The 22,259-nt window shown below is 74.1% G+C and carries 23 protein-coding genes; 7 read left to right on the forward strand and 16 right to left on the reverse strand.

All coding sequences use genetic code 11. From position 1 onward, the window contains the following. Positions 1-72: 72 nt before the first annotated feature. The gene (locus tag FHX39_RS15215) at positions 73-390 is read left to right on the forward strand and encodes a hypothetical protein (RefSeq protein ID WP_183339801.1); all 318 of its coding nucleotides are present in this window, start codon (positions 73-75) and stop codon (positions 388-390) included. A 46-nt stretch (positions 391-436) separates the two neighbouring features. Here the strand turns inward: FHX39_RS15215 and FHX39_RS15220 are convergent, their stop codons facing one another. The 14 genes from FHX39_RS15220 to FHX39_RS15285 are packed head-to-tail and all read right to left on the reverse strand — an operon-like array spanning position 437 to position 15,372. Next, complete coding sequence (locus FHX39_RS15220) at positions 437-1,267, reverse strand: LLM class flavin-dependent oxidoreductase (protein ID WP_183339803.1); 831 nt, start codon at positions 1,265-1,267, stop codon at positions 437-439. Continuing rightward, the gene (locus FHX39_RS22230) at positions 1,264-2,286 is read right to left on the reverse strand and encodes a Gfo/Idh/MocA family protein (protein ID WP_183339805.1); all 1,023 of its coding nucleotides are present in this window, start codon (positions 2,284-2,286) and stop codon (positions 1,264-1,266) included. The genes FHX39_RS15220 and FHX39_RS22230 overlap by 4 nt, the downstream gene beginning before the upstream one ends. After that, positions 2,283-3,002: a GntR family transcriptional regulator gene (locus FHX39_RS15230; RefSeq protein WP_183339807.1), complete on the reverse strand. Its 720-nt coding sequence runs from the start codon at positions 3,000-3,002 to the stop codon at positions 2,283-2,285. Before FHX39_RS15230 ends, FHX39_RS22230 begins: the two co-directional genes overlap by 4 nt. Beyond that, the gene (locus FHX39_RS15235; RefSeq protein ID WP_183339809.1) at positions 2,999-3,868 is read right to left on the reverse strand and encodes a DUF4438 family protein; all 870 of its coding nucleotides are present in this window, start codon (positions 3,866-3,868) and stop codon (positions 2,999-3,001) included. Before FHX39_RS15235 ends, FHX39_RS15230 begins: the two co-directional genes overlap by 4 nt. Continuing rightward, positions 3,865-4,755 (reverse strand): DUF4438 family protein, encoded by an 891-nt coding sequence (locus tag FHX39_RS15240; protein ID WP_183339811.1) that lies wholly within the window; start codon positions 4,753-4,755, stop codon positions 3,865-3,867. Before FHX39_RS15240 ends, FHX39_RS15235 begins: the two co-directional genes overlap by 4 nt. Beyond that, complete coding sequence (locus FHX39_RS15245) at positions 4,752-6,200, reverse strand: TldD/PmbA family protein (RefSeq protein WP_198423420.1); 1,449 nt, start codon at positions 6,198-6,200, stop codon at positions 4,752-4,754. The genes FHX39_RS15240 and FHX39_RS15245 overlap by 4 nt, the downstream gene beginning before the upstream one ends. Beyond that, entirely contained in the window at positions 6,197-7,699 is a 1,503-nt protein-coding gene (locus FHX39_RS22235; RefSeq protein ID WP_198423421.1) for a TldD/PmbA family protein, read from the reverse strand. The genes FHX39_RS15245 and FHX39_RS22235 overlap by 4 nt, the downstream gene beginning before the upstream one ends. After that, positions 7,696-8,853 (reverse strand): Gfo/Idh/MocA family protein, encoded by a 1,158-nt coding sequence (locus FHX39_RS15255; RefSeq protein WP_183339813.1) that lies wholly within the window; start codon positions 8,851-8,853, stop codon positions 7,696-7,698. Before FHX39_RS15255 ends, FHX39_RS22235 begins: the two co-directional genes overlap by 4 nt. Beyond that, positions 8,850-9,998: an ABC transporter ATP-binding protein gene (locus tag FHX39_RS15260; RefSeq protein ID WP_183339815.1), complete on the reverse strand. Its 1,149-nt coding sequence runs from the start codon at positions 9,996-9,998 to the stop codon at positions 8,850-8,852. Before FHX39_RS15260 ends, FHX39_RS15255 begins: the two co-directional genes overlap by 4 nt. Next, on the reverse strand, positions 9,995-10,885 hold the full coding sequence (locus FHX39_RS15265; RefSeq protein ID WP_183339817.1) for an ABC transporter permease: 891 nt from the start codon (positions 10,883-10,885) through the stop codon (positions 9,995-9,997). The genes FHX39_RS15260 and FHX39_RS15265 overlap by 4 nt, the downstream gene beginning before the upstream one ends. Next, the gene (locus FHX39_RS15270) at positions 10,882-11,832 is read right to left on the reverse strand and encodes an ABC transporter permease (RefSeq protein WP_183339819.1); all 951 of its coding nucleotides are present in this window, start codon (positions 11,830-11,832) and stop codon (positions 10,882-10,884) included. Before FHX39_RS15270 ends, FHX39_RS15265 begins: the two co-directional genes overlap by 4 nt. A gap of 2 nt (positions 11,833-11,834) precedes the next feature. Then, positions 11,835-13,448: an ABC transporter substrate-binding protein gene (locus FHX39_RS15275; RefSeq protein ID WP_183339821.1), complete on the reverse strand. Its 1,614-nt coding sequence runs from the start codon at positions 13,446-13,448 to the stop codon at positions 11,835-11,837. Then, a complete protein-coding gene (locus FHX39_RS15280) occupies positions 13,445-14,545 on the reverse strand; it encodes an ABC transporter ATP-binding protein (protein WP_198423422.1) in 1,101 nt (366 codons plus the stop codon). The genes FHX39_RS15275 and FHX39_RS15280 overlap by 4 nt, the downstream gene beginning before the upstream one ends. Next, the gene (locus FHX39_RS15285; protein ID WP_183339823.1) at positions 14,542-15,372 is read right to left on the reverse strand and encodes an SDR family NAD(P)-dependent oxidoreductase; all 831 of its coding nucleotides are present in this window, start codon (positions 15,370-15,372) and stop codon (positions 14,542-14,544) included. The genes FHX39_RS15280 and FHX39_RS15285 overlap by 4 nt, the downstream gene beginning before the upstream one ends. 274 nt (positions 15,373-15,646) lie before the next feature. On the opposite strand from FHX39_RS15285, the gene FHX39_RS15290 reads away from it, so the two are divergent. The 6 genes from FHX39_RS15290 (at position 15,647) to pdxT (ending at position 21,162) form a co-directional block, all read left to right on the forward strand. Further along, positions 15,647-16,675 carry a D-2-hydroxyacid dehydrogenase gene (locus FHX39_RS15290; RefSeq protein WP_198423423.1) on the forward strand — a complete coding sequence of 343 codons (1,029 nt, stop codon included), beginning with the start codon at positions 15,647-15,649 and terminating at the stop codon, positions 16,673-16,675. A 4-nt stretch (positions 16,676-16,679) separates the two neighbouring features. Then, positions 16,680-17,657: a dihydrodipicolinate synthase family protein gene (locus tag FHX39_RS15295; RefSeq protein WP_183339827.1), complete on the forward strand. Its 978-nt coding sequence runs from the start codon at positions 16,680-16,682 to the stop codon at positions 17,655-17,657. Further along, the gene (locus tag FHX39_RS15300) at positions 17,654-18,421 is read left to right on the forward strand and encodes an SDR family oxidoreductase (RefSeq protein ID WP_183339829.1); all 768 of its coding nucleotides are present in this window, start codon (positions 17,654-17,656) and stop codon (positions 18,419-18,421) included. Before FHX39_RS15295 ends, FHX39_RS15300 begins: the two co-directional genes overlap by 4 nt. After that, positions 18,418-19,584 carry a pyridoxal phosphate-dependent aminotransferase gene (locus tag FHX39_RS15305; protein ID WP_183339831.1) on the forward strand — a complete coding sequence of 389 codons (1,167 nt, stop codon included), beginning with the start codon at positions 18,418-18,420 and terminating at the stop codon, positions 19,582-19,584. The genes FHX39_RS15300 and FHX39_RS15305 overlap by 4 nt, the downstream gene beginning before the upstream one ends. A gap of 112 nt (positions 19,585-19,696) precedes the next feature. Then, positions 19,697-20,593, forward strand: coding sequence for a pyridoxal 5'-phosphate synthase lyase subunit PdxS (gene pdxS, locus FHX39_RS15310; protein WP_198423932.1), 897 nt, complete (start codon positions 19,697-19,699; stop codon positions 20,591-20,593). After that, complete coding sequence (pdxT, locus tag FHX39_RS15315; protein ID WP_198423931.1) at positions 20,587-21,162, forward strand: pyridoxal 5'-phosphate synthase glutaminase subunit PdxT; 576 nt, start codon at positions 20,587-20,589, stop codon at positions 21,160-21,162. Before pdxS ends, pdxT begins: the two co-directional genes overlap by 7 nt. Before the next feature lie 89 nt (positions 21,163-21,251). Here the strand turns inward: pdxT and FHX39_RS15320 are convergent, their stop codons facing one another. Together FHX39_RS15320 and FHX39_RS15325 are read right to left on the reverse strand one after the other, a co-directional pair. Continuing rightward, a complete protein-coding gene (locus tag FHX39_RS15320) occupies positions 21,252-21,425 on the reverse strand; it encodes a CsbD family protein (RefSeq protein WP_183339837.1) in 174 nt (57 codons plus the stop codon). A gap of 110 nt (positions 21,426-21,535) precedes the next feature. Next, entirely contained in the window at positions 21,536-22,258 is a 723-nt protein-coding gene (locus FHX39_RS15325; protein ID WP_183339839.1) for an SDR family oxidoreductase, read from the reverse strand. Between the last annotated feature and the right edge of the window lies 1 nt (position 22,259).

Raw genomic sequence — 22,259 nt, forward strand, 5'->3', positions numbered from 1 at the left:
GGACCCAGCCGGGCTGCAGTCGTTGGCAGTCGTGGCCGCTCGTGCTCCACCGTGCCGGTGAAGATGTAGGGCGTGAGCCTGCGGAGCCCAGGCGCGATTGCTGTCGGCCTGATGGCCGTTCTGGGCTTCGGCGCACTCGTGGTCCTCGGCAACACCGACGTCACCCGCCCCGCGTCCCCTCCGTCGGAGACCCCGGAGATCACCTACGTGGGCTGCTGGTACGGCGTCCCCCACGGGGAGGTGGGCCGCCGCTTCACCGCAGGAGAGGATCCCGCGACTCTTCCTGGGGTCACGGCCGTCTGCACCAGCCCCGGGCCGCTCGACCCCTCGCCGCTGAGCAGCAGCGCCGCACCGGAGGGCCACGACAGCCCAGCTCCGACACCTGGCTGACCAGGCGCTCCGCCGAGGCACGGCTCGTGCTCGTCGCGACGATCCGCTACGGAACGGGGCCCGCGGCGACGACCTTCCTGACCGCGTCGAGGTCCATCCGGTAGGGACCGACCCCGGTCAGCACCCAGCTCGCGCCGGCGTCGGCCCACGCCACGGGGTCGCCGTCGGCCGGCACCTGGACCACCAGCTCGATCGGCTCGTCGGAACCAGCCGCGGCCCGCGCCGCGTCGATCGCCGTCCGCGCCTCGGCGACGTCGGCGGGCGAGCCGAGGCCGATGACGAAGTAGCCGTCGTACCGCGCGGCGCGCCGCTGCGGCGGCTTGTTGGGCCACCGTCCGCCGATCCAGATCGGGATGCCGCCCGGACGCGTGGCGGACGGCAGGAACGTGACGCCCGCCGCCCGGTGGTGGGGACCGTCGTGGTCGACCAGCTCCCCGGACAGCAGCGCGGTCAGCACGTCGAGCCCCTCGTCGAGGAGGGCGGCGCGGACCTTGGGCTCGACCGTCTCGCCGAAGGCGGAGAGCTCGCCGCCGCGACCGTTCCGCCCGCCGCCGTCGTCACCCAGGCCGAAGCCGAGGATCAGCCGTCCGCCGGACAGGCGGTCGAGCGTCGCCGCCTGGCGGGCCAGGACCTGCGGACGGCGGCGGGACAGCGGCGTGACCGCGGTCCCGAGCTGGATCCGGGAGGTGGTCATCGCGGCGGCGGCGAGGCAGATCCAGGGGTCGGCGATCTCGACGACGGGGTCGGCGTAGAGCAGGTGGTCCCAGATGAAGATCCCGTCCCAGCCCGCCTCCTCCGCCTGCGCGGCGAGATCCGCGAACACGCGCGCGTCGGCCAGCGGGTCGAAGGCCGGCACGAACAGCCCGCGCCTGCTCATCGAACACCTCCCGAGCCCGCGCCAGAGCCAGCCGAGCCGTCGAGCGGCAGCCCGGCCGCCTCGCGGGCGTGCCCCAGCGCCTGGGCGACGGCCAGCGCGGACGTCGACGCCAGGTGCACCGGCTCGGCCTCCTCGCGGAGCACGGCCCCGATGTGGCGCAGCGCAGCGGTGAACGAGTGCGCGTCGACCGTGGGGCTCTCGGTCACAGGGTCGCTGCCGCTCCCCCGCACCTCGATCTGCGCGCCCGGCTGCGGGTGCCACGGGTTGTCGACGCGGATCAGGCCCTCGGTCCCGAGCAGCAGCGCCGTGGTCTCGGGCTGCCTCCGGAACCCGCACGTCAGCATCAGCCGGCGCCCGTCGTCGTACGTGAGGACACCGGCCGCCTCGACCTCGACCTCCGCGCCGAGCTCGGCGGCGACCTGGGCCTCCGCGACGGGCTGGCCGAACAGCTCGTGCGCGAGCCGCATCGGGTAGCAGCCGACGTCCGCGAGCGCGCCGCCGAACATGGGCGCCGAGAGGCGGATGTTCTCCGGGCGGGTGACCGGGAAGTGGAACGACGCGACGATCTCGCGCAGCTCGCCGATCGCGCCGGAGTCGATCAGCTCGACGAGGCGGAGGTGCTGGGCCTGGAACGGGAAGACGAACGACTCCCACAGCAACCCGCCGGTGCTCCGGGCGACGTCGAGCAGCGCCCGGGTTGCAGTGGGGTTGGTGGTCAGCGGCTTCTCGCACAGCACGGCCTTGCCGGCCTCGAGCGCCGCGGTCGCCCACTCCGCGTGCAGCGGGTTGGGCAGCGGGACGTAGACGGCGTCGACCTCGGGGTCCTCGAGCACGGCCCGGTAGCCGTCGGCGGCCCGGGTGACCCCGTGGTCGCGGGCGAAGGCCTCCGTACGGTCCCGGTCGCGACCGCCGACGACCACGGCCACGTCACCGGACTCGGCCAGGGCGGGCAGCAGCTGGGCGCGGGCGATGTTCGCGGTGCCGAGGATCCCCCAGCGGACGGGCGGCCGCGGGCTCACGCTGGGGCTCCGTCCGCGAGGGCGAGCACGTGCGCCGGGACCTTGTCGCGGTCGGTGACGTAGTGGGCGTAGATGGCCTTCTCGATCTGTCGGGCCGTGCCGGAGCGCAACGCCTCACGGACGGGTTCGTGACGGGCGCGGACGCCCTTGAGGGCGAGGTGCTGACGGTCGATCGAGGCCCGCATCAGCGCGCCGATCTGGCCGTTGACCGTGGACCACAGCTCGACCGCGCGACGGCGGCCGGACGCGTTGACGATGAGGCCGTGGAAGTGCACGTCGGCCTCGACGATGGCCTGCAGGTCACCCTCCTGGGCCGCGACGTCCATGCGCTCGAGCGCCTCCGCCAGCGCCTCGTCGAGGCCGACCTTCTCGTCCTTGGTCAACGCCTTGGCGATGCCCGCCTCGAGCACGTAGCGGGCGAAGCAGACGTCGTCGGCGTCTTCGGTGCTCATCCGGGTCACCACGGTCTGACGGCGCGGCGAGATCTCGATCAGCCCTTCGGCCGACAGCCCGCGCATCGCCTCGCGGACCGTCGCCCGGCTCACGCCGAGGTCGGCCGCGATCGTGGCCTCGACCAGCCGCTCGCCCGCGGGCAGCTCGTTGTTGAGGATCTGGCGGCGCAGCGCGTTCCGCACCGCCTCCGGCAGCGACTCGTGCTCGAGCACCGCGCGCACCCCCTGCCTCCCGACCACCTCGGCCAGCGTCTGGGGGCTCATCCTGCCCTGCCCTGGGGGGTCGTTCCCGGTGCGGCGAGCGCGTGCTCGGTGAGCCCGACGTGGCCCTCGGCGTCGGGCGTGGCCCGGAGGAGGTCGGCGGGCCCGCAGAGCAGTGGCACCAGGCCCGGTCCGTGGCCCGGCATCGGGCTGTCGCCGTGCACGACGAGACCCACCGTCACGTGCCCGCGCCGATAGCCCATGTTGTGCCGGACGTCGAGGTCCGCGACGGCCAGCAGGTCGCCGAGCCGCAGCGCGGCGAGCACCGGGTCGCCGGCCGGGAAGGCGAGGTCGACGTCCCACTGCTGCGCCGGACGACCGATGCCGTTGCCGGCCAGCCGGCTGGGGACGACCGCGCGCACGCCGACCTCCACCCCGTCGGGCCCCGCCGTGATGCCGAGCGCGGGAGCGAGCCAGGGGTCGAGGTTGAGCACCTCGACGCCGGGCGGGAGCCCGGGCAGCGAGGCGCCCTGCCCGTACGCGCGGACGGCGACGCCGTCGCCGGGCCGGAGACGTTCCAGGGCGTCCTCGGGCAGCCACACGAGCAGCCGGCCGTCCTCGCCGCGCTTGCCGAAGACGCGCCCGGTCGCACCGGCGGCCGCGCCGCTGCGCACGACGACGGGGTTGCCGACGCAGGCGTACGCCGTCAGTCCGTGCCGGGCGGGTTGGTCGGGGTGGCCGACCGTGGCGCCGGGAGCGACGTGGTCGCCGAGCGCGGCGGACACGAGGTCCCCGAGCGCGACGCCCAGCACGATGCCGCCGTCGCCGACCGGGACGTACGGGTGCCCGTCGACGTCGACGCGGTAGGGCGACGGCCCGATCGCCGGGCTCTCCACGACGCCGGCCAGGTTGACCGCGACGGCTCTCATGCCAGGACCTCCGTCCGGACCCGGCGTGACTCCCCGACGTAGGCGGAGAGGTTCGCGTCGGCGTCGATCACGACGTGGAACGCCTCGGCCGGCCCGCTGAAGAGCGTCGTCGGACCGGGCCCGTGGCCGAAGAGCGCGCACTGCCCGGTGGAGATCGTGCCGACGGTCAGCCAGCCGGGCCGGTAGCCGCGGCCCCAGCTGTGGTCGGTGTCGCGCATGACCACGAGGTCCCCGATCCGCAGGCCCTCCAGCCCCAGCGACAGGGACGCGTCGAGGCCCGCGTACGCGCCCATCAGGTCGGTGTTGGCGAACTCGGAGGCCATCCCGCCGCCGGCCCCGGCGGCGTCGGCCGGGACGTCGACGGCGACGTGCACCTCGAGGCGCCCGTCGGGACGGGTGCCGCCCGGCATCGCGTCGAGGACGGCCGGGTCGAGGTTCTTCACCCGCACCTGCGGGTGCGCCTTCAGGGCGAGGCCCTGCCCGTGCGCGCGGACCGTCACCCGGTCGCCGACCGTCGCCCCCTCGAGGACGTCGTCGGCCGCGTCGACGAGCACGTACGCGTGCTGGCCGATCGCGACCCCGCTCTCACCGGCGGATGCACCCGAGACCAGCGTGACCTCGTTGCCGACGCAGGTCAGGTTCTGCAGGGCGTAGTTGGCGCCCGGGTCGGCGTGCCGGACGGAGAGCCCCGGCTCGAGGTGGTCGCTGGCCCACCCCGTCGCCGGCTCCCCGAGGTGCCCGGCGAGCGTGACCCCGCCCATCCCGGGCAGCACGAACGGGCCGCCGTCCGCGTCGACCCGGTAGGCGTGGCGGTCGGCCGTCGCCGGCCACACCTCGCCGGCCAGCAGCTGGGTCACCAGCCGGCCGGCGTTGCTCTCGACCTTCACGCGGTCTCCTCCTCGGGGGTGGTGGGGCTCGTCGGCGAGGCCGCCGAGCCGAAGCGGAAGCCCCGGACCCGGACGGCGGGCGCGCTGACGGCGCCGTTCCAGACGTTGGCCAGCGGCTGCGCGAGCACGTCGGCCCCGATCGCGTCGACGCGCGACAGCACGCCGAAGACCGACTCCGTGAACCGCGCCGGCCGCACCGGGGTGGTGAGACGTCCGTCCTCGATGAGGAAGCAGGCGTCCCGGCTGCCGCCGGTCAGCGTGGTGGCCGCCGGGTCGACGACCCGGAGGTACCAGAGCCGCTGCACGTAGACGCCGCGCTCGACCCCGGCGACCAGCTCGTCGACGCTCGCGGTGCCGGGCGCCATGGTCAGGCTGGCCGGCGCCGGGTGCGGCGTCTCCTCGCGGGCGATGTGCGCATGGCCGGTCAGCGGCAGGCCGGCGCGGGAGGCGCTGGCCCGGTCGGTGACCGCGTCCGCGACGACGCCGTGGTCGAGCAGCGGCACGCGGCTCGCGTCGGTGCCCTCGGGGTCGAACGGGAACGGCAGCCCGCGCACGGCCCGTGGGTCGTCGGCCACATCGACCGTCTCGGGCGCGACCCGCTCGCCGCGGCGCCGGGCCACGGCACCCACGCCGTCGGCGACCGCGTCGCCGGTGAAGCCGTACGCGTGGAAGCCCTCCAGCAGCTCGCCGGTCGCGAGCGGGGAGAGGACGACGTCGTACGTGCCGTCGGCCAGGTCCGTCCGGCCGCGAGCGCGGCCGGCCTCCTGCACCGTGCGCGCGACGACGGCGTCCAGGTCGAGCACGTCGAGCCGGCGGTCGAGGTCGACCCAGTGCGAGGTGCCGTCGTCGATTCGGACCGTGAACGACCCGTACGCCTCGGTCGCCGCGGCGTAGCGCTCGACGCCGTCGGCGTCGACCACGGCGAGCTCGGTGACGGCGCGGCCGAGCATGCCGAAGGCCTCGCCCCCGGCCGCCCGGGACGCGGCCATCAGGCTCCGGACCGCGCCGACGCGCTCGGGCGTGCCCCAGGCCGCCGTGCGCGGGTCCCAGAGCACCTCGGGCGCGAGGCTGGGCACGGACCGCGCGGGCGCGGGTGCCGGGAGCGCGGCCAGGGGTCCGGCGGCGCGGGCCAGTGCGGCCGCGCGTCCGGTGGCGCGCCGTCCGGCGTCGGCGGCACCGGCCAGGTCGGTGGTCGCGACGCGGGCCGAGCGGCCCTCGACCACGGCGCGGACCATGAGCTGGCGCTCGTGCACGTCCTGCGGCTGGTGGACCCGGTCGACGGCGAAGCGGGTGTAGCCGCCCGCCCGGCCCGACAGGAACGCCTCGGCCTCGTCCGCACCGGCGGCCTTGGCGGCGCGGACCGCCTCGGCGCAGGCCTGGACCGCGCGGTCGGCGCCGACCGCCGGCTCTGCCTGGTCGGTGCTGATGATCATGGTCGTCGTCATCGGGCCACCCCCGTCGAGATCCCACGGAACAGCGACGGCGAGGCGCCGTGGCCCAGGAACCCCCACTGCTTGGGCTCCCCCTTGCCGCACGGCATGCCGTACGCCTTGAACTCCTCCGGCCCGGCGACCGCCTCGAGCGAGCCCCAGAACTGCGGGGTGAGACCGCCGTACGAGAAGCCGCGCAGCAGCCGGCCCCGCTTGCCGTTCTTGACCTCCCAGGCCGCCTCGGTGCCGAACTGGAACGCCATCCGGCGGTCGTCGATCGACCAGGTGCGGTTGTCGTCGGCGTAGTAGCCGTCGCCCATCCGGTCGAGGAGCTCGTCGAGCGACCCCTCCCCCGGCTCGAGGTAGACGTTCGTGGCGAAGCAGACCGGCAGCCACGCCCAGCCGTCGGCACGGGCCGCGCCCGTTGTCTCTCCGCCGTGCCGCGCGACCGCGTCACGGCTGGACAGCACGTCGCGCAGGACACCCTTCTCGATCAGGGCGTGCCGCGTCGCGGGCGTGCCCTCGTCGTCGAAGGCGAAGCTGCCGCGGGTGCCGGGCACGGTCGGGTCGGCCACGACGTTCATGGCCGGCGAGCCGTACCGCAGGCTGCCGATGTCGTCGGGCTGGACCCAGGAGCGACCGGCGAAGTTCGTCTCGTCGCCGAGGATCCGGTCCAGCTCGAGCGCGTGCCCGACCGACTCGTGGATCTGCAGCGCCAGCTGCGCCGGGCCGATGACCACGTCGGCGGTCCCGCCGGGGGCCTGCGGCGCGCCGAGCAGCGCGACCGCCTCCTCCCCCACCCGGGTGGCCTCGTCCTCGAGCCCGAGGCCGAGGACGTACTCCCAGCCGGCCGCGGCGGTGTTGCCGTGGAACGAGTTCGGAAAGCTGCGCCGCTGCGCCCCGCGCTCGTCGGCCGCGACGGCGAGCAGCATCGCGCCCGTCTCCACGAGGTGCTGCGACTGCCGCGACCCCTCGGAGTCGGCGTAGTGCTTGTGCTGGCGCTTGGCGTTCAGGCCTGCGGTCACCGACCGCACGAGGCCCGGCACCGACGCGGCGCGCACGATCCGCTGGAGCAGGTCGTGGCGCTCCCCGGCCGAGACCTCGAACGGGTCGACGTCGACCGGGACCGACCAGGTCCCGCTCGTCGGCTCGCGCGGGGCGAGGACGACCGGCGCGGTCCCGGCGGCGGCGGCCGCGGCGGCCACCGCCCGACGGGCCACGGCCTGCGCGGTGCCGGGGCCGTCGAGCGAGGCCGAGGCGAAGCCCCAGACCCCGTCGCGCAGCACCCGGACGCCGAGCCCGGCGTTGTGCTCGCGACGCTCGTCGAGCTCGCCGCGGAGGTCGGTGTAGAGCCGTTCCTCCTCGGCCTCGACGAGCCGGACGTCGGCGAAGGTCACGCCCTCGCCGGTCGCCGCGGCGAGCGCCTCCTCGAGCACCGCCCGGGCCGTGCTCTCGTCCAGCCCGCCCCAGGCGTGGGCGTCGGCGGCCGTCACGCGCTCCGTCGTGGTGCTCACGCGGTCTTCAGCGGGAAGTCGACCCACGCGCGCTGGCGGTGCGACGCCTCGAAGGCGTTGATCGTGTGCTGCACGAGGGCGCCCTGGCGGAAGTCGCCCTGGTTCTCCGGGCCGCCGGACAGGATCTCGGTGGCGAAGTCGGAGACGAGGTTGGAGTAGAAGAGGAACGGCCACGCCTCCAGCGAGGTGCCGCCGGCCGGGAAGAACCGCTCGGGGATCTCCCGCTCGACGAACTCGACGGCGTCCTTGCTGGCCGTCTTGATCGTCTGGCAGATCCCGTTCTCCTCGACGAGCCGGACGATGATCGCGCCCTCGGAGCCGTAGATGCGGACCTCGATGCCGGGGAAGTTGCCGACGGTCACGAAGGAGGACTGGACCGACGCCAGGCCGCCGCCCTCGAACTCGGCGAGGAACATGTCGCCGTCGTCGATGTTCATGCGCTCCATGCGGCCGGTGTCGCGGACCATCCGCTCGGGGACGAAGTTGCGCATGGTGCCGACGACGGAGGTCAGGGGCGTGCCCATCCACCAGTGCATGATGTCGATGACCGGCGCCCCGTAGCCCTCGATCGAGGCGACCTGGATGCGGTCGGGGTTGCTCGCGTCGTTCTGCTGGCGCAGCGGGTTCTGCGGGTCGAGCCACTGGCTGTTCTGCTCGTACGCGTTGAGCATGTACGGCGTGCCGACGAAGCCCTGGCGGATCAGCTCGGCGGCGTACATCGTGGCCGGCGCGTAGCGGAACGTGAAGCCGAGCTTGGTCTTCAGCCCCTTGCTCGCGGCGAGGTCGGCGGCCCGGACGACCTCGTGGTAGTCGTGGTTGACCGGCTTCTCGCACAGCACGTGCTTGCCGGCCTCGAGCGCGGCCATGGTCACCTCGAAGTGCATGGCGTCGCCGGTGACGACGTCGATGACGTCGATGTCGGGGTCCTCGACGAGCTCGCGGTAGTCGTCGGTCACCCGGGCGACGCCGAACTGGTCGCCGGCGGCCTTGACCAGGTCGCCGTCGACGTCGGCGAGACCGACCACGCGGCAGCGCGGGTCGCGCTGCCAGCCGGGGATGTGCGAGCGGACGGCCCACCGGCCGGTGCCGACGACGCCGACGTTGAGGGTCTGTTTGCCCGGGTTCTGACCCTGCTCGGCGCTGGGTGAGGTCATCGTTGTTCTCCTTGGTGCTGGGTGGTCGGGGGTGCTGCGGCGAGCTCGTCGGCTCGTCGGCAGCGGCTCTGGTGGGAAGCGGTGCCTGTTGCGGGGCCGCCGGCTGAGCCGATCGTGAGCAGCTCGGTGGCCCACGTGTCGCAGGCCTCCTCGTGCAGCTCGCAGCGGGCGGCGAAGCGGCAGGTCGGGCCGAGCCCGACGAGCGGGGGCGGTGCGCCGGGGATGACGCGGAGCGGCTCGTCGCGGGCGACCGCGCCGGGCAGCGCGCCGATGAGGGCACGCGTGTACGGGTGGCGCGGGCTGGAGAGCAGCGTCGCGGTGTCGGCGAGCTCGACGACCTGCCCCGCGTACATGACGGCGACGCGGTCGCAGACCTGCGACACCACCGACAGGTCGTGGCTGACCAGGACGAGGCTGGTGCCCAGGTCGCGCTGCAGCGACAGCAGCAGCCCGAGGATCTGGTCCTGGATCAGCACGTCGAGCGCCGTCGTCGGCTCGTCGGCGACGAGCAGCGCCGGGTTCTGCGCGATGGCGATCGCGATCAGCGTGCGCTGCAGCATCCCCCCGCTGAACTGGTGCGGGAAGGCGTCGAGCCGCCGTTCGGGGGCCGGCAGACCGACCTGGCGGAGCAGCTCGATGACGCGCTCGCGGCGGGCCGCCTTCCCGTGCACCGTGTCCCCCAGCGCCTCCGCGACCTGGTCGCCGATGCGGCGGACCGGGTCCAGCGAGGTCATCGGGTTCTGCGGGATCATCGCGACGTGCCGGCCCCAGAGGCGCCGCAGCCGCTTCGACGGAAGGACGGTGATGTCCTCCACGCCGATGCTGGGGTAGGCGACCGTTCCCGACACCTCCGTGCGCGGCGTGGGCCGGAGCCCCAGCAGCGCCCGGCACGTCACGCTCTTGCCGGAGCCGGTCTCCCCGACCACCCCGAGCACCTCGCCCTGGCGCAGGGTCAGCGTGACCCCGTCGGCGGCATGGACCTGCCCGGCGGCGGTGGGGATGCTGACCCGCAGGTCGCTGACCTGCAGCAGCACGTCGCCGCGCTCGCGCGGGTCCGCCGGCGCGGGCACGACCTCGTCGGCGTCCGGCACGCCGACCCGCTCGCCCAGGAGCGGCGCGGAGTCCATCGGGGCCCCCGCGCTCACTGCTCGGCCCTCAGGACGTCGGCGAGCCCGTCGCCGAGGAGGCTGAAGGCCACCCCGAGCACGACCAGCGCGACGCCGGGGACCAGCGACAGCTGCCAGTTGGACAGGATGTAGGCCTGCCCCTCCGAGATCATGGCGCCCCACTCCGGCGTCGGCTGGCGCACGCCGATCCCGAGGAAGCCCAGCGACGCGCCGAGCAGCACGTTGCCGACGGCGTCGACCATGGCGAAGACGATCACGAGCGGCGCGACCGACGGCAGCACGTGGCGCAGCAGGACGCGCGGCGTCGAGTAGCCGAGGACGTTGGCCGCCACGACGTAGCCGTAGCGCCGCGCGGCGAGGGTCTGGCCGTGCGCGATCCGGGCGTAGCCGACCCAGCTCGCCACCCACAGCGCGATGAACATGTTGCGCAGGCTCGGGCCGAGCGAGGCGACGATCGCGATCACCAGGACGATGAACGGGAAGGCGAAGAACAGGTCGACGACCCGCATGATCACGGCCTCGACCCAGCCGCCGACGTACGCGGCGAGCATCCCGACCGCGGTGCCCACGACGAGGGTCACGATCGTCGCGCCGAAGGCGATGGCCAGGTCGTAGCGCCCGCCGTAGAGCACGCGGGCCCACAGGTCGCGGCCGAAGGCGTCCGTCCCGAGCGGGTGCCCGGGCGAGGGTGGCGCGAGCGGGTTCAGCGGGTCGATGTCGAGCGGCGACGCCGAGGTGAAGAGCGGCGCGCCGAGGCAGAGCACGGCGATGGCCGCCAGCAGCACGAGGCCCGCGATCAGCGAGAACTTCCCGCGCAGCACCTTGGGCAACGGCAGCCGCAGCCATCGCGCCCGGCCGAGGCTTCGGACGCTCCCCAGCTGGGCGGGGTCGACGAGCGTCGTCATCGGGTCACCGCCACGGCGAGACGGGGGTCGAGGAGCCGGTGGACGACGTCGGTGAGGACGTTGACCAGGAGCACGAAGACTGCGAGGACGAGGGACACGGCCTGGACGACCGGGTAGTCACGGGTGGCGACCGCCCCGACCAGCAGGCTGCCCATGCCGGGGATGGAGAACACGTTCTCGATCACCACCGTGCCGCCCACGAGGAAGGCGAGGTTCACGCCGAAGACGACGGCGACCGGGGCGATCGCGTTGCGCAGGACGTGCCGGGCCAGGACGGTCCAGCCCGAGATGCCCTTGAGCCGCGCGATGGTGACGAAGTCGGACTCCAGGACGTTGATGGTGCTCGCCCGCAGCGACCGGACGAGCACGGTCGAGAACGGGATCGCGAGCGTGACCGCCGGCAGCACCAGGTGGTAGAGGTGCTGGCCGAACCCCGTCCCGTAGCCGCCGATCGGGAACCAGCCCAGCCGGAGCCCGAAGACGAGGATCAGCACGATCCCGATCAGGAAGGCCGGGAGCGCGTAGCCGAGGGTGAAGAAGATCCGCGTCCCCTGGTCCAGGGCCCCGCCGCGGCGGACCGCCGCCAGCACCCCGAGCGGGAGGCTGATGAGGGTGCAGAGCGCGGCAGTGACCGCGACGAGCAGCAGGGAGGGCCCCACCCGGTCGACGAGGATCTCGCCGACCGGGCGGTGGTACTGGTACGACTCCCCGAACGACCCCGTGACCGCCGAGCGCAGGAAGATCCCGTACTGGGTGAGGATCGAGTCGTTCAGGCCGAGGGAGTTCCGGATCTGCTCGGCCGCCTCGGGCGTGTAGCGGTTGCCGAGGATCTGCGTCGCCGGGTCGCCCGGCACCAGGCGGATGAGCACGAAGCTCACCAGCGTGATGCCGAACAGCACCGGGACCAGGTTCGCCAGCCGGGTCCAGCTCAGGCCGAGCGCGCGCATGCTCAGTGCGTCCCGACGGTCAGGCTGAGCAGGGAGTCGTTGTAGTTGCCGAGCGGCGAGACCTGGAACCCGTTGACCCAGGCGCCGGAGGCGTAGCGGAAGGGGGCGTAGGCCAGCGGGATGAACGGCGCCTGGTCGGCGATCGTCTGCTGCACCTGCGCGTAGAGCTCGCCGCGCTTGGCCTCGTCGGTCTCCGAGCGGGCGTCGTTGATCGCCTTGCTCGTGGCCTCGTCGCCCCAGTAGGAGCTGAAGCTGTTCGCGCCGCCCTTGATGTCGGCGCCGAAGGTCGCGACCTCGTCGGGGTCGATGATGTCGTTGGTCCAGTAGCGAAGACCGAGCCCGTTCGTGCCCGACCGCTCGTTGGTGTACGCGGTGGACTGCTCGTACGACTGGATCGTCACGTCGATCCCGATCTTGGCCAGGTCGTCCTTGATCACCACGGCCTGCGCCTGGCCGGCCGCGTCACCGCTGACCGTGATCAGGTCGGTCTTGAAGCCGTTCGGGAAGCCGGCCTCGGTGAGCAGCTGCTTCGCCTTGTCCAGGTCGGGCTTCGGCGTCGGGATGGACTCGGCCCAGTGGAGCATCTTGTAGGGGAAGAACGTGTTCGCCGGGACCGCGTTGCCCTGGTAGGCCAGCGTGTTCATGGCGTCGAGGTCGAGCGCGGCCTTGACGGCCTGGCGGACCCGGACGTCCTCGAACGGCTTCGACTTCAGCGGCACCTGCAGGAAGTCGACGCGCGTCGAGGGGAAGAGGTCGACCTTCAGCTTGGGGTTCGCCGAGAGCTGCTTGACCAGGTTGCCCGGCGGGTTCTCGATCACGTCGACCTGGCCGCCCTGCAGCTGCAGGACGCGGGTGTTGTCGTTCGTGACGACGCTGACCTCGACCGTGCTGATCTTGGGCTTCGGGCCCCAGTAGCTGTCGTTGCGCGTCAGCACCAGCTGGCTGTCGGGCTCGAGCTTGGTGACCTTGAACGGGCCTGCGCCGTACGGGGTCTTGCTGAAGAAGTCCTTGTCGGCCTCGACCGCCTTCTGCGGCAGGATCCCGTACGCGTACATGGCGAGGTCGGCCAGCAGCGGCGCGTGCTTGGTCTTGAGCTTGATCACCACGGTCTGCGGGTCGGTCGCGGTGATCGAGGTGACGGGCGTGATGAGGAAGCCCCAGCCGCCCTCGAGCGCGCGGGCCCGGTTGATCGACCACGCGGCGTCGGCCGCGGTGACCGGCGAGCCGTCCGCGAACTTGGCCGCGGGGTTCAGGTGGAACGTCCAGGTCAGCCCGTCCGCGCTCTGCTCCCAGGTCGACGCCAGGTCGGGGACGATCTTGGTCCCCGTCGGGTCGGTCTGCACGAGCCGGGCGTAGATGTTCTGGTCGAGCCAGATGCTCTCGTTGGCCGCGTTCTCGGCCGGGTCGAGCGTGTCGATGGCGACGCCGTTGGCGATCTTGAGGGTGTCGACCTCGCTGGTCGCGGCCGGGGCCGAGGCCTCCGGGGCGGTCGTGGACGAACCTCCTCCCCCGCAGGCGGCGAGCACGAGGGCGGCGGCGGCGAGGCCGGTGACCCCGGTCAGGCGCAGCCGGCGCAGGACGGAGCCGGGGTCGTGGGTGTGGGGCACGGGTGTCATCGGGTTCCTCCAGGGGACGGGGTGGGGTGCGCGACGGCAGCGGCGCCGTTGACGAGGTGGGGCTGGCGGGTCGTCGTGGGCGTCGAGCCCGGGTAGAGGTGGCAGGCCACCTGCTGGCCGGCCGGGGTGGTCGCCATGAGCGGGACGACCTCGCGGCAGACCGCCATGGCGGCCGGGCACCGCGGGTGGAACGTGCAGCCCGAGGGCGGCGTGATCGGGTTCGGCAGCTCGCCTGCGACCGCGCTGGTCGTCGAGCGGCGGCGGCCGAGCTTGGGGGCGGCGGCGAGCAGCGCCTGGGTGTACGGGTGGGCGGGGCTGGCGAAGAGCGCCGCGGCGGGCCCGGACTCGACGACGCGACCGAGGTAGAGCACGGCGACGTCGTCGGCGATCCGCTCCAGCACGGCCAGGTCGTGGGTGATGAAGAGGTAGGCCAGCCCGAGCTCGGACTGCAGGCGCTGGAAGAGGTTCAGCACCTGGGCCTGGACGGACACGTCAAGCGCCGACACCGGCTCGTCGGCCACCAGCAGCCGCGGACCGACGGCCAGCGCGCGGGCGATGCTCACGCGCTGGCGCCCGCCGCCGGAGAGCTGGCCCGGCTTGCGGTCGGCCCAGCCGGAGGGGAAGCCGACCTGGTCGAGCAGCTCCGCCACGCGGCCCGGTCGGTCCGCGGCGGGGACGCCGCCGGTGACCTTGAGGACCTCGCCGATGGCGGTGCCGACCGTCTCGTGCGGGTTCAGCGAGGTGTATGGGTCCTGCAGCACGACCTGGACGTCGCGACGCAGCCGGTGGCTCATCGCGCCGCCGCCGGAGGCGACGTCCTGGCCGTCGAGCAGCACCTGCCCGCCGCTCGGCCGCTCCAGGCGGAGCACGAGCCGACCGAGGGTGCTCTTGCCCGACCCGGTCTCGCCGACGACGCCGAGCGTGCGCCCGGGCATGACCGACAGGCTCACGTCGTCCACGGCGCGCAGGACCTCGCCGGGCTCGCGGCGGAACCAGGCCCGGGTGCTGCGCTGCAGCGCGTAGTGCTTGCTGAGCCCGCGGGTCTCGAGCAGCGGCGTCCGCATGGTCGCCGCCAGCTCTTGGGCCAGGGCCGTCATGCGCCCACCACCCCGCTCCCTGAGCCCTTCGACAAGCTCAGGACAGGCTCTGTCGAAGGGCGCTCGCCCGGCATCCGGAACCGGCCGGCGCTGGACCCGCCGTCCACCGCGATGACGGCCGCGTTGACGTGGTCGCTCTCGGGGAGGCAGAGGAACCGGACGGCGTTCGCGATGTCGGCCGGCAGACCAGCGCGTCCGGTGGGGATGGACGCGGTGAGCGAGGCGCGCAGGTCGTCGCTCGCGCGGTCGGGGTTCGCGTCGCTCGCGCCCCGGACGTCGATGTAGCCGGGGGCGACCACGTTGCTCGTGATCCCCAGCGGGCCGAGCTCCATGGCGAACGTCGCGGAGATCGTCTCGACGGCGGCCTTGGACGACGCGTACGCCGCCCCGCGCGGCCGGGGGCTGCGGGCCGAGCCGGTCGAGATGCTGACGATCCGGCCCGAGGTGAGGCCGGCGTCGACGTAGCGCTGCACGAAGGACCGGCAGGCCAGGAACATGCCGGTGACGTTCACGTCGAACACGTGCCGCCACGCGGCCGGCGACATCTCGAGCAGCCCCGCGGTCGGATAGTCGGCGGCGTCGTTGACGAGGATGGAGGCCGGCCCCCAGCGCTCCTCGAGCGCGGCCAGCGCACCGTCGACCGCGCCCTCGTCGGCGACGTCGGCCACGACGGAGAGCACGTCCGGCCGGTCGAGCGGGAAGGGCGACAGGTCGAGCACGCCGACCTTCGCGCCGCTGTCGGCGAGGGCCGTCACGATGGCCCGGCCGAGCCCGTTCGCGCCGCCGGTGACCAGCGCCACCGTGCCCTCGAGCGCTCCTGCGACCACTGCTGCTCCTCGTGTCCCGGAGCACCGGATCCGGTGCTCACTCCTCGTCGGTTGTCGACAATCGACGATGTTGCACCGACGGCACCACTGTCAAGACCTCCTGAGGAACGGCCGTGTAACGGTCAGACGACGGTGCCGAGCCGCCGTCCCGGACGGGGTGCGCCGCTCTGGACGTGGGCCGGTCGGAGGGCTTACGTTCGGTCGACAATCGACGATCCGCGTGCCCCGACCGCGGTCCTTCGACCCGATCCACGCCCGAAGGAGCATCCAGACCGTGCCCGGAACCACCGTGCTCATCGCCTCGCCGCTCGAACCGGAGCTCGTCGAGCGGCTGGCCTCGGCGGTGCCCGAGGTCGAGGTCCTCTTCGAGCCCGACCTGCTCCCGGTCCCCCGCTACCCCTGCGAGCACGGCGGCACGAAGCCCGAGCTGGACGCGGCGCAGGCGCAGCGCTGGTCCGACCTGCTGGCCTCCGCCGAGGTCACCTTCGACTTCGACTGGCGCGACCCGGCCGGGACGGCGAGGAACGCCCCGCGGCTGCGCTGGGTGCAGGCGACCAGCGCCGGGATCGGGGGGTTCGTCGCGCGCACCGGGCTCGACCAGACGCCGATCACCTTCACCACCGCCGCCGGCGTGCACGCCGTGCCGCTCGCCGAGTTCGCCCTCACGGGCGTGCTCGACCTGGCCAAGGGGATCCCCCACCTGCGCGCCCAGCAGGCGGCCCACCGCTGGGAGCGCTACGCCACCTCCTCCGTACGCGGCCGCCGCGCCGTGGTCGTGGGGCTGGGGTCCATCGGCCGCGAGACCTGCCGGCTGCTCGACGCCGTGGGCCTGGACGTCGTCGGCGTCGGACGGCCGGGGCGGACGTACGACGTCCCCGCCGGGGTGCGGGTCGTGAGCACCGACGCCCTGGACGAGGTGCTCCCGAGCGCTGAGGTGGTCGTGCTGGCCACGCCTCTCACCGACGAGACGACGGGGCTGCTGAGCCGCGCCCGCATCGAGGGCCTGCCCGCCGGCGCGATCGTCGTCAACGTGGCCCGCGGCCAGGTCGTCGACGAGGCGGCGCTGATCGAGGCGCTGACCTCCGGCCACCTGGGCGGCGCCGCCCTCGACGTCTTCGAGGTCGAACCGCTGCCGGCGTCGTCACCGCTGTGGGACCTGCCGAACGTGATCGTCTCCCCGCACTCGGCCTCGACCCTGGTCAGCGAGAACGCGGCGCTGGTCGACCTGTTCGTCGACAACCTGCGGCGCTACCTCGACGGGCGACCGCTGCGCAACACCTACGACGCGACGAAGGGCTACTAGAGACATGACGACGACGACGCACGAGGCACCCGCTCCGGGCCGGCGGGCGCTGGCCGGCGGGACCTGGTGGATCGCCCCCACGCCCTTCGCGTCGGACGGGTCGGTGGACGGCGACGCGCTCGAGCACGCCGTCCGGACCGCCGTGGGCTGGGGTGTGGACGGCGTGACCGTGCTCGGCGTGATGGGCGAGGTCACCTCGCTCTCCGACGCCGAGCGGGACGTCGTGCTCGGCGCCGTGTCGCGCGGGGCCGGCGACGTCCCCTTCGCCGCCGGGTGCAGCGCGGCCTCGGCCCCGCTCGTCGCCGAGCGTGCCGCCCGGGCCCAGGAGCACGGCGCGGTGGCGGCCATGGTCGCCGCCCCTCCCCTGGTCCGCGACGCGGACACCGTCGTCGCCTTCTTCGGCGCGGTCGGCGAACGTTCCCCGCTGCCGGTGCTGCTGCAGGACGAGCCCGTCGCGACCGGCGTGCAGCTCGCGGTCTCCACCCTGGTGGCGGCGCTGGGGCGCAGCGGCGCCGTGGCGGTCAAGCTCGAGGACGCCCCCACCCCGCCCAAGATCACCCGCCTGCTCGCGCAGGTGCCGGACCTGACCGTCTACGGCGGGCTCGGCGGCGTCTCCGCCTTCGCCGAGCTGTCGCGCGGAGCGGCCGGGACGATGACCGGCTTCGCCTACCCGGAGGTGCTCCGCGCCGTACGGCTGGCCCTGGCCGCCGGCGACCGGGTCCGGGCCGCGCGGGTGTTCGACGCCTTCCTGCCCCTCATCGCCTTCGAGGGCCAGCCCGGCTACGGCCTCGCCATCCGCAAGGAGGTCCTCCGCCGCCGCGGGGCCCTCGTCTCGGGGGCGATGCGCGGGCCGGTGCCGTCCGCCGGGATCGACCCCGTCACCGTCGCCGAGCTCGACGAGGTGCTGCAGCGGGTCGGCCTGGTTCCCGGTCCCGCGGCGCTCGACGTCGACGTCCACCTCGACGAGAGGACGGCGGCGTGAACCGCGTCGCCGTGGTCGGCGGGGCGACCTCCGGCCTCGGTGCCGCCTCGGCCCGGGCGCTCGCCGGGCACGACCTCCTGCTGTGGTCGCGCGACCAGGACCGGCTCGACGCCACCGCGGCCGAGCTCGCCGCACCCGGCCGGCAGGTCCGTACCGTCGTCGCGGACGCGGCCGACCCGGGCGCGGCCCAGGTCGTCGGGGACGCGGCGCTGGAGGCGTACGGGCAGGTGGACGTGCTGGTCCTCAACGCGGGCGGCCCGCCGGTGGCCCGGGCCGACGAGGTCACCGCCGACGGGATGCGGGCGGCCTTTCAGCTGCTCGCCGTCACCCCGGTCGACCTGACGCTGCGGCTGCTGCCGGGCATGCGGGAGCGCGGCTTCGGCCGGGTCCTCGCGATCCTGTCGTCCGGGGTCCGCGAGCCCATCGACACCCTCGCCTACTCCAACGCCGGCCGGTCGGCGCTGACGTCGTGGCTCAAGACGCTGGCCCGGACGGTCGCCGGGGACGGCGTCACCGTGAACGGCGTGCTGCCCGGCCGGATCGCCACCCCACGCGTGGCGTCCCTGGACCAGGCCGCCGCCACCCGCACCGGCCGCGACGTCGCCGACGTGAGCCGCGACTCGGCCGCCGCCATCCCGGCCGGACGCTACGGCCGGCCGGAGGAGCTGGCCGCGCTCGTCGGCTTCCTCGCCTCGGACGCCGCGTCGTACGTCACCGGCACGACGATCGCCTGCGACGGCGGCGCCCTGCGGTCGCTGCCGTGACCGGGTCCCGTACGGCGGCCGCCATCGCGCCGTCGGGGATCCGCGCGATCGCCGACCTGGCCTGGCGGACCCCGGGGACGATTCAGCTGCAGCTGGGCGAGCCGTCCGCGCCGACGCCGCCGCACGTCGTCGAGGCGATGGCCGCGGCGCTGCGCGACGGGGCCACCCGCTACGGGCCGACCCCCGGGCTGCCGGCGTTCCGGGAGGCCGCCGCGGCGAAGGTCGAGCGGGTGAACGGGGTGACGACGTCGCCGGACGACGTCACCGTCTGCGCGGGCGGGGTCGAGGGGCTCGGCGCCACCTACCGCGCCCTCCTCGACGCCGGTGACGAGGTCCTCGTGCCCGACCCGGGCTGGCCCAACCTGCGGACGCTCGCGGTGGTCTGCGACGCCGTGCCTGTCGGCTACCCGCTGCTCGGCCCCGACGGAGCCGGGGTCGACCCGGACACCCTCGAGCGCCTCCGCACCCCCCGTACGCGGGTCCTCGTGCTCAACTCCCCGTCCAACCCCACCGGCTCCGGCCTCGACGCCGCCGTCCTCGAGCGGCTGCTGGGCTGGGCCGCACGTCACGGTCTGTGGGTGGTCTCCGACGAGTGCTACGACGAGATGTGGCTGGACGCGCCGCAGCCGTGCGTCGCCGCCGTGGCCCAGCGGATGCGCGCGGCCGGGGAGCCGACCCCCGAGGTGGTCAGCGTCTTCTCCCTGTCGAAGACCCACGCGATGACCGGCTTCCGGCTGGGCTACGTGGTGTCACCGCCCAGCCTGACCCCGCTGGTCCGCCGGGTGCAGGAGACGACGCTGTCCTGCGTGAGCACGCCGACCCAGTGGGCCGGTGCCGCCGCCCTCGCCGGGACGCAGGACCACGTCGAGGCCATGCGGGTCGACTACCGCGACCGCCGGGACCGCTGCCTGGCGGTGCTGGCCGGCTCGGCCGCGCTCACGCTCGCCGCTCCCCCGGTCGGCGCCTTCTACCTCTGGCTCGCGCACGCCGACCCGCGTCCCAGCACCGAGGTCGCGACCGGGCTGGTGCTCGAGCACGGCGTCGCGCTCGCCCCCGGCGACGCCTTCGGCCCGGCCGGTGCGGGGCACCTGCGGGTCTCGTTGGCGACGGCGACCGACCCCCTGGTCGAGGGGCTCACGCGGGTGGTCGCGGCGCTGGGGTGACGGACCGCCCCGCTCCACCTGTCCGCGTGGGCCGTCCCCCCGCTCCCGTGCTGGTCCTGCTCCTAGGCTGCTCGGTGAATTCAGCAGCGGCGGAGGCAGGACGATGAGCGACATGCAGGACAACGGCACGGGCACCGGGACCAACCGGGTCAAGCGCGGCATGGCGGACATGCTCAAGGGCGGCGTGATCATGGACGTCGTCACCGCCGAGCAGGCGAAGATCGCCGAGGACGCGGGGGCCGTGGCCGTCATGGCGCTCGAGCGCGTGCCCGCCGACATCCGCGCGCAGGGCGGCGTCGCCCGGATGAGCGACCCCGACATGATCGAGTCGATCATCGGCGCCGTGTCGATCCCCGTCATGGCCAAGGCCCGGATCGGCCACTTCGTCGAGGCGCAGGTCCTGCAGTCGCTCGGCGTGGACTACATCGACGAGTCCGAGGTGCTGACCCCGGCCGACTACGTCCACCACATCGACAAGTGGGCCTTCGCGGCCCCGTTCGTGTGCGGCGCGACCAACCTCGGCGAGGCGCTGCGGCGCATCAGCGAGGGCGCGGCCATGATCCGCTCCAAGGGCGAGGCCGGCACCGGCGACGTCTCGAACGCCACCACCCACATGCGCACCATCCGCGGCGAGATGCGGCGCCTGAGCAGCCTGTCCCGCGACGAGCTCTACGTCGCGGCCAAGGAGCTCCAGGCGCCGTACGACCTCGTGGTCGAGGTGGCCGAGGCCGGCAAGCTCCCCGTCGTGCTCTTCACCGCGGGCGGCATCGCCACCCCGGCCGACGCGGCCATGATGATGCAGCTCGGCGCCGAGGGCGTCTTCGTCGGCTCCGGCATCTTCAAGTCGGGCAACCCGGCGCAGCGCGCGGCGGCCATCGTCGCCGCGACCACGTTCCACGACGACCCGGGCATGATCGCCAAGGTCTCCCGCGGGCTCGGCGAGGCGATGGTCGGCATCAACGTCGACGACATCCCCGAGCCGCACCGGCTCGCCCAGCGCGGCTGGTGACCCCTCTCGTCGGCGTCCTCGCCCTGCAGGGCGACGTCGTCGACCACTGCCGGGCGCTCGAGGCCGTCGGTGCCCGGTCCCGGACGGTCCGCCGCCCCGAGGAGCTGACCGGGCTCGACGGCATCGTGCTGCCCGGCGGGGAGTCGACGACGATCGACAAGCTGTCGCGCCGCTTCGGCCTGCGCGACCCGCTGGTCGACGCGCTCGCGGCCGGCCTGCCGGCGTACGGGTCCTGCGCCGGGATGATCATGCTCGCCGACGAGCTGCTGGACGGGCTGGGCGATCAGCAGACCTTCGGCGGGCTCGACGTGACCGTCCGCCGTAACGCGTTCGGCCGGCAGGTCGACTCCTTCGAGACCGACCTCGACGTCGTCGGGATCGAGGGCCCGCTGCACGCCGTCTTCATCCGCGCCCCGTGGGTCGAGCGCGTCGGCGCCGGCGTCGAGGTGCTGGCGAGCGCGGCGGGGCACCCGGTGGCCGTGCGGCAGGGGCGCCTGCTGGCCACCTCGTTCCACCCGGAGGCCACGGCCGACACCCGCGTCCACGCGCTCTTCGTCGCCGGCCTCTGAGGGTCGGCCCCTCACGGGGGTCGGCCTCCGCCGGCGGCACGACCGCGACCGGGGTCGCGCGGGCGGACCCGCACGACCCCGCGACGGCGTCAGTCCTTGACGGCGTCCTTGGCCTTCTCGGTCTCCATGCGCGCCTCGCCCATGGCCTGGTCCTTGTGGCCCTGGGCGGTGAGCTCGGCGTCGTCGGTGTGCTTCCCGACGGTCTCCTCGGCCTTGCCCGCGGCCTTCTGGACGGCGTCCTTGGCCTTGTCTCCGATCGACATCGTGCCCTCCTTCGTTGGATCGTTCCTGAGGTCCCGACCCTAACCAGCGGGTCCTCGTCAGCTCGAGGCGCCCGGGGCCGGACCCGACGGACGAACTCCGCGTCAGCGCCTCAGGACGAGAGCGCGGCGACCTGCTCGTCCAGCCAGGGGTAGAGCTCCTCGCCCCGGGTGTTGAGGCGGGACTTGAGGTCGCGGGTGACCTCGTCGGCCAGGACCTCGAGCGTGCCGTCGCCGACCGCGTCGTACGCCTGCGCGACGACGCTCTCCGGGGTCACCTTGGGGACGTCCCAGCCCGCCGTCATCGGGGTGTCGATCATGCCGACGAGCAGCCCGACCACGTGGGTCCCCTGCCCGCGCAGCTGGAGCCGCAGCGCGTTGGTGGCCGACCACATCGCGGCCTTCGAGGCGGCGTAGCCGGTGGGCATGCTGACCCAGGCGGCGGCGGAGAGGATGTTGATCAGGGTACCGCCGCCGTTGGCCGCGAGCACCGGGGCGAACGCGTTGCTGACGCGCAACGTGCCGAAGAAGTTGGTCTCGAAGATCCGGCGCAGCTCGTCCTCCGGACCGGAGATCGAGTCCCCCGCGGGGGCGATGGCCGCGTTGTTGATCAGCAGGTCGACGTCGGTCGCGACGGCGGCCGCCCGGGCCGGGGCCTCGGGGTCGTTCAGGTCGAGGTCCAGGGGCTCGACCCGCGGGTCGCTCCAGGTGCGCGGCGTACGGGCGGCGGCGTAGACCTTCGCCGCACCCCGCTCCAGGGCCTGGGCGACGAACTGCTCGCCGAGCCCGCCGTTGGCTCCGGTCACGAGGACGTGGCGACCTTCGAGTGCCTTCATC

The organism is Microlunatus antarcticus (assembly GCF_014193425.1).
GTDB lineage: Bacteria > Actinomycetota > Actinomycetes > Propionibacteriales > Propionibacteriaceae > Microlunatus > Microlunatus antarcticus.

Excerpts from the sequence above, each read along its gene's own strand:
- FHX39_RS15220 (WP_183339803.1), bottom strand. The coding sequence starts at position 1,267 with ATGAGCAGGCGCGGGCTGTTCGTGCCGGCCTTCGACCCGCTGGCCGAC.
- FHX39_RS15230 (WP_183339807.1), bottom strand. The coding sequence starts at position 3,002 with ATGAGCCCCCAGACGCTGGCCGAGGTGGTCGGGAGGCAGGGGGTGCGC.
- FHX39_RS15235 (WP_183339809.1), bottom strand. The coding sequence starts at position 3,868 with ATGAGAGCCGTCGCGGTCAACCTGGCCGGCGTCGTGGAGAGCCCGGCG.
- FHX39_RS15245 (WP_198423420.1), bottom strand. The coding sequence starts at position 6,200 with ATGACGACGACCATGATCATCAGCACCGACCAGGCAGAGCCGGCGGTC.
- FHX39_RS15255 (WP_183339813.1), bottom strand. The coding sequence starts at position 8,853 with ATGACCTCACCCAGCGCCGAGCAGGGTCAGAACCCGGGCAAACAGACC.
- FHX39_RS15265 (WP_183339817.1), bottom strand. The coding sequence starts at position 10,885 with ATGACGACGCTCGTCGACCCCGCCCAGCTGGGGAGCGTCCGAAGCCTC.
- FHX39_RS15270 (WP_183339819.1), bottom strand. The coding sequence starts at position 11,832 with ATGCGCGCGCTCGGCCTGAGCTGGACCCGGCTGGCGAACCTGGTCCCG.
- FHX39_RS15275 (WP_183339821.1), bottom strand. The coding sequence starts at position 13,448 with ATGACACCCGTGCCCCACACCCACGACCCCGGCTCCGTCCTGCGCCGG.
- FHX39_RS15280 (WP_198423422.1), bottom strand. The coding sequence starts at position 14,545 with ATGACGGCCCTGGCCCAAGAGCTGGCGGCGACCATGCGGACGCCGCTG.
- FHX39_RS15295 (WP_183339827.1), top strand. The coding sequence starts at position 16,680 with ATGACGACGACGACGCACGAGGCACCCGCTCCGGGCCGGCGGGCGCTG.
- pdxS (WP_198423932.1), top strand. The coding sequence starts at position 19,697 with ATGCAGGACAACGGCACGGGCACCGGGACCAACCGGGTCAAGCGCGGC.
- FHX39_RS15320 (WP_183339837.1), bottom strand. The coding sequence starts at position 21,425 with ATGTCGATCGGAGACAAGGCCAAGGACGCCGTCCAGAAGGCCGCGGGC.
- FHX39_RS15325 (WP_183339839.1), bottom strand. The coding sequence starts at position 22,258 with ATGAAGGCACTCGAAGGTCGCCACGTCCTCGTGACCGGAGCCAACGGC.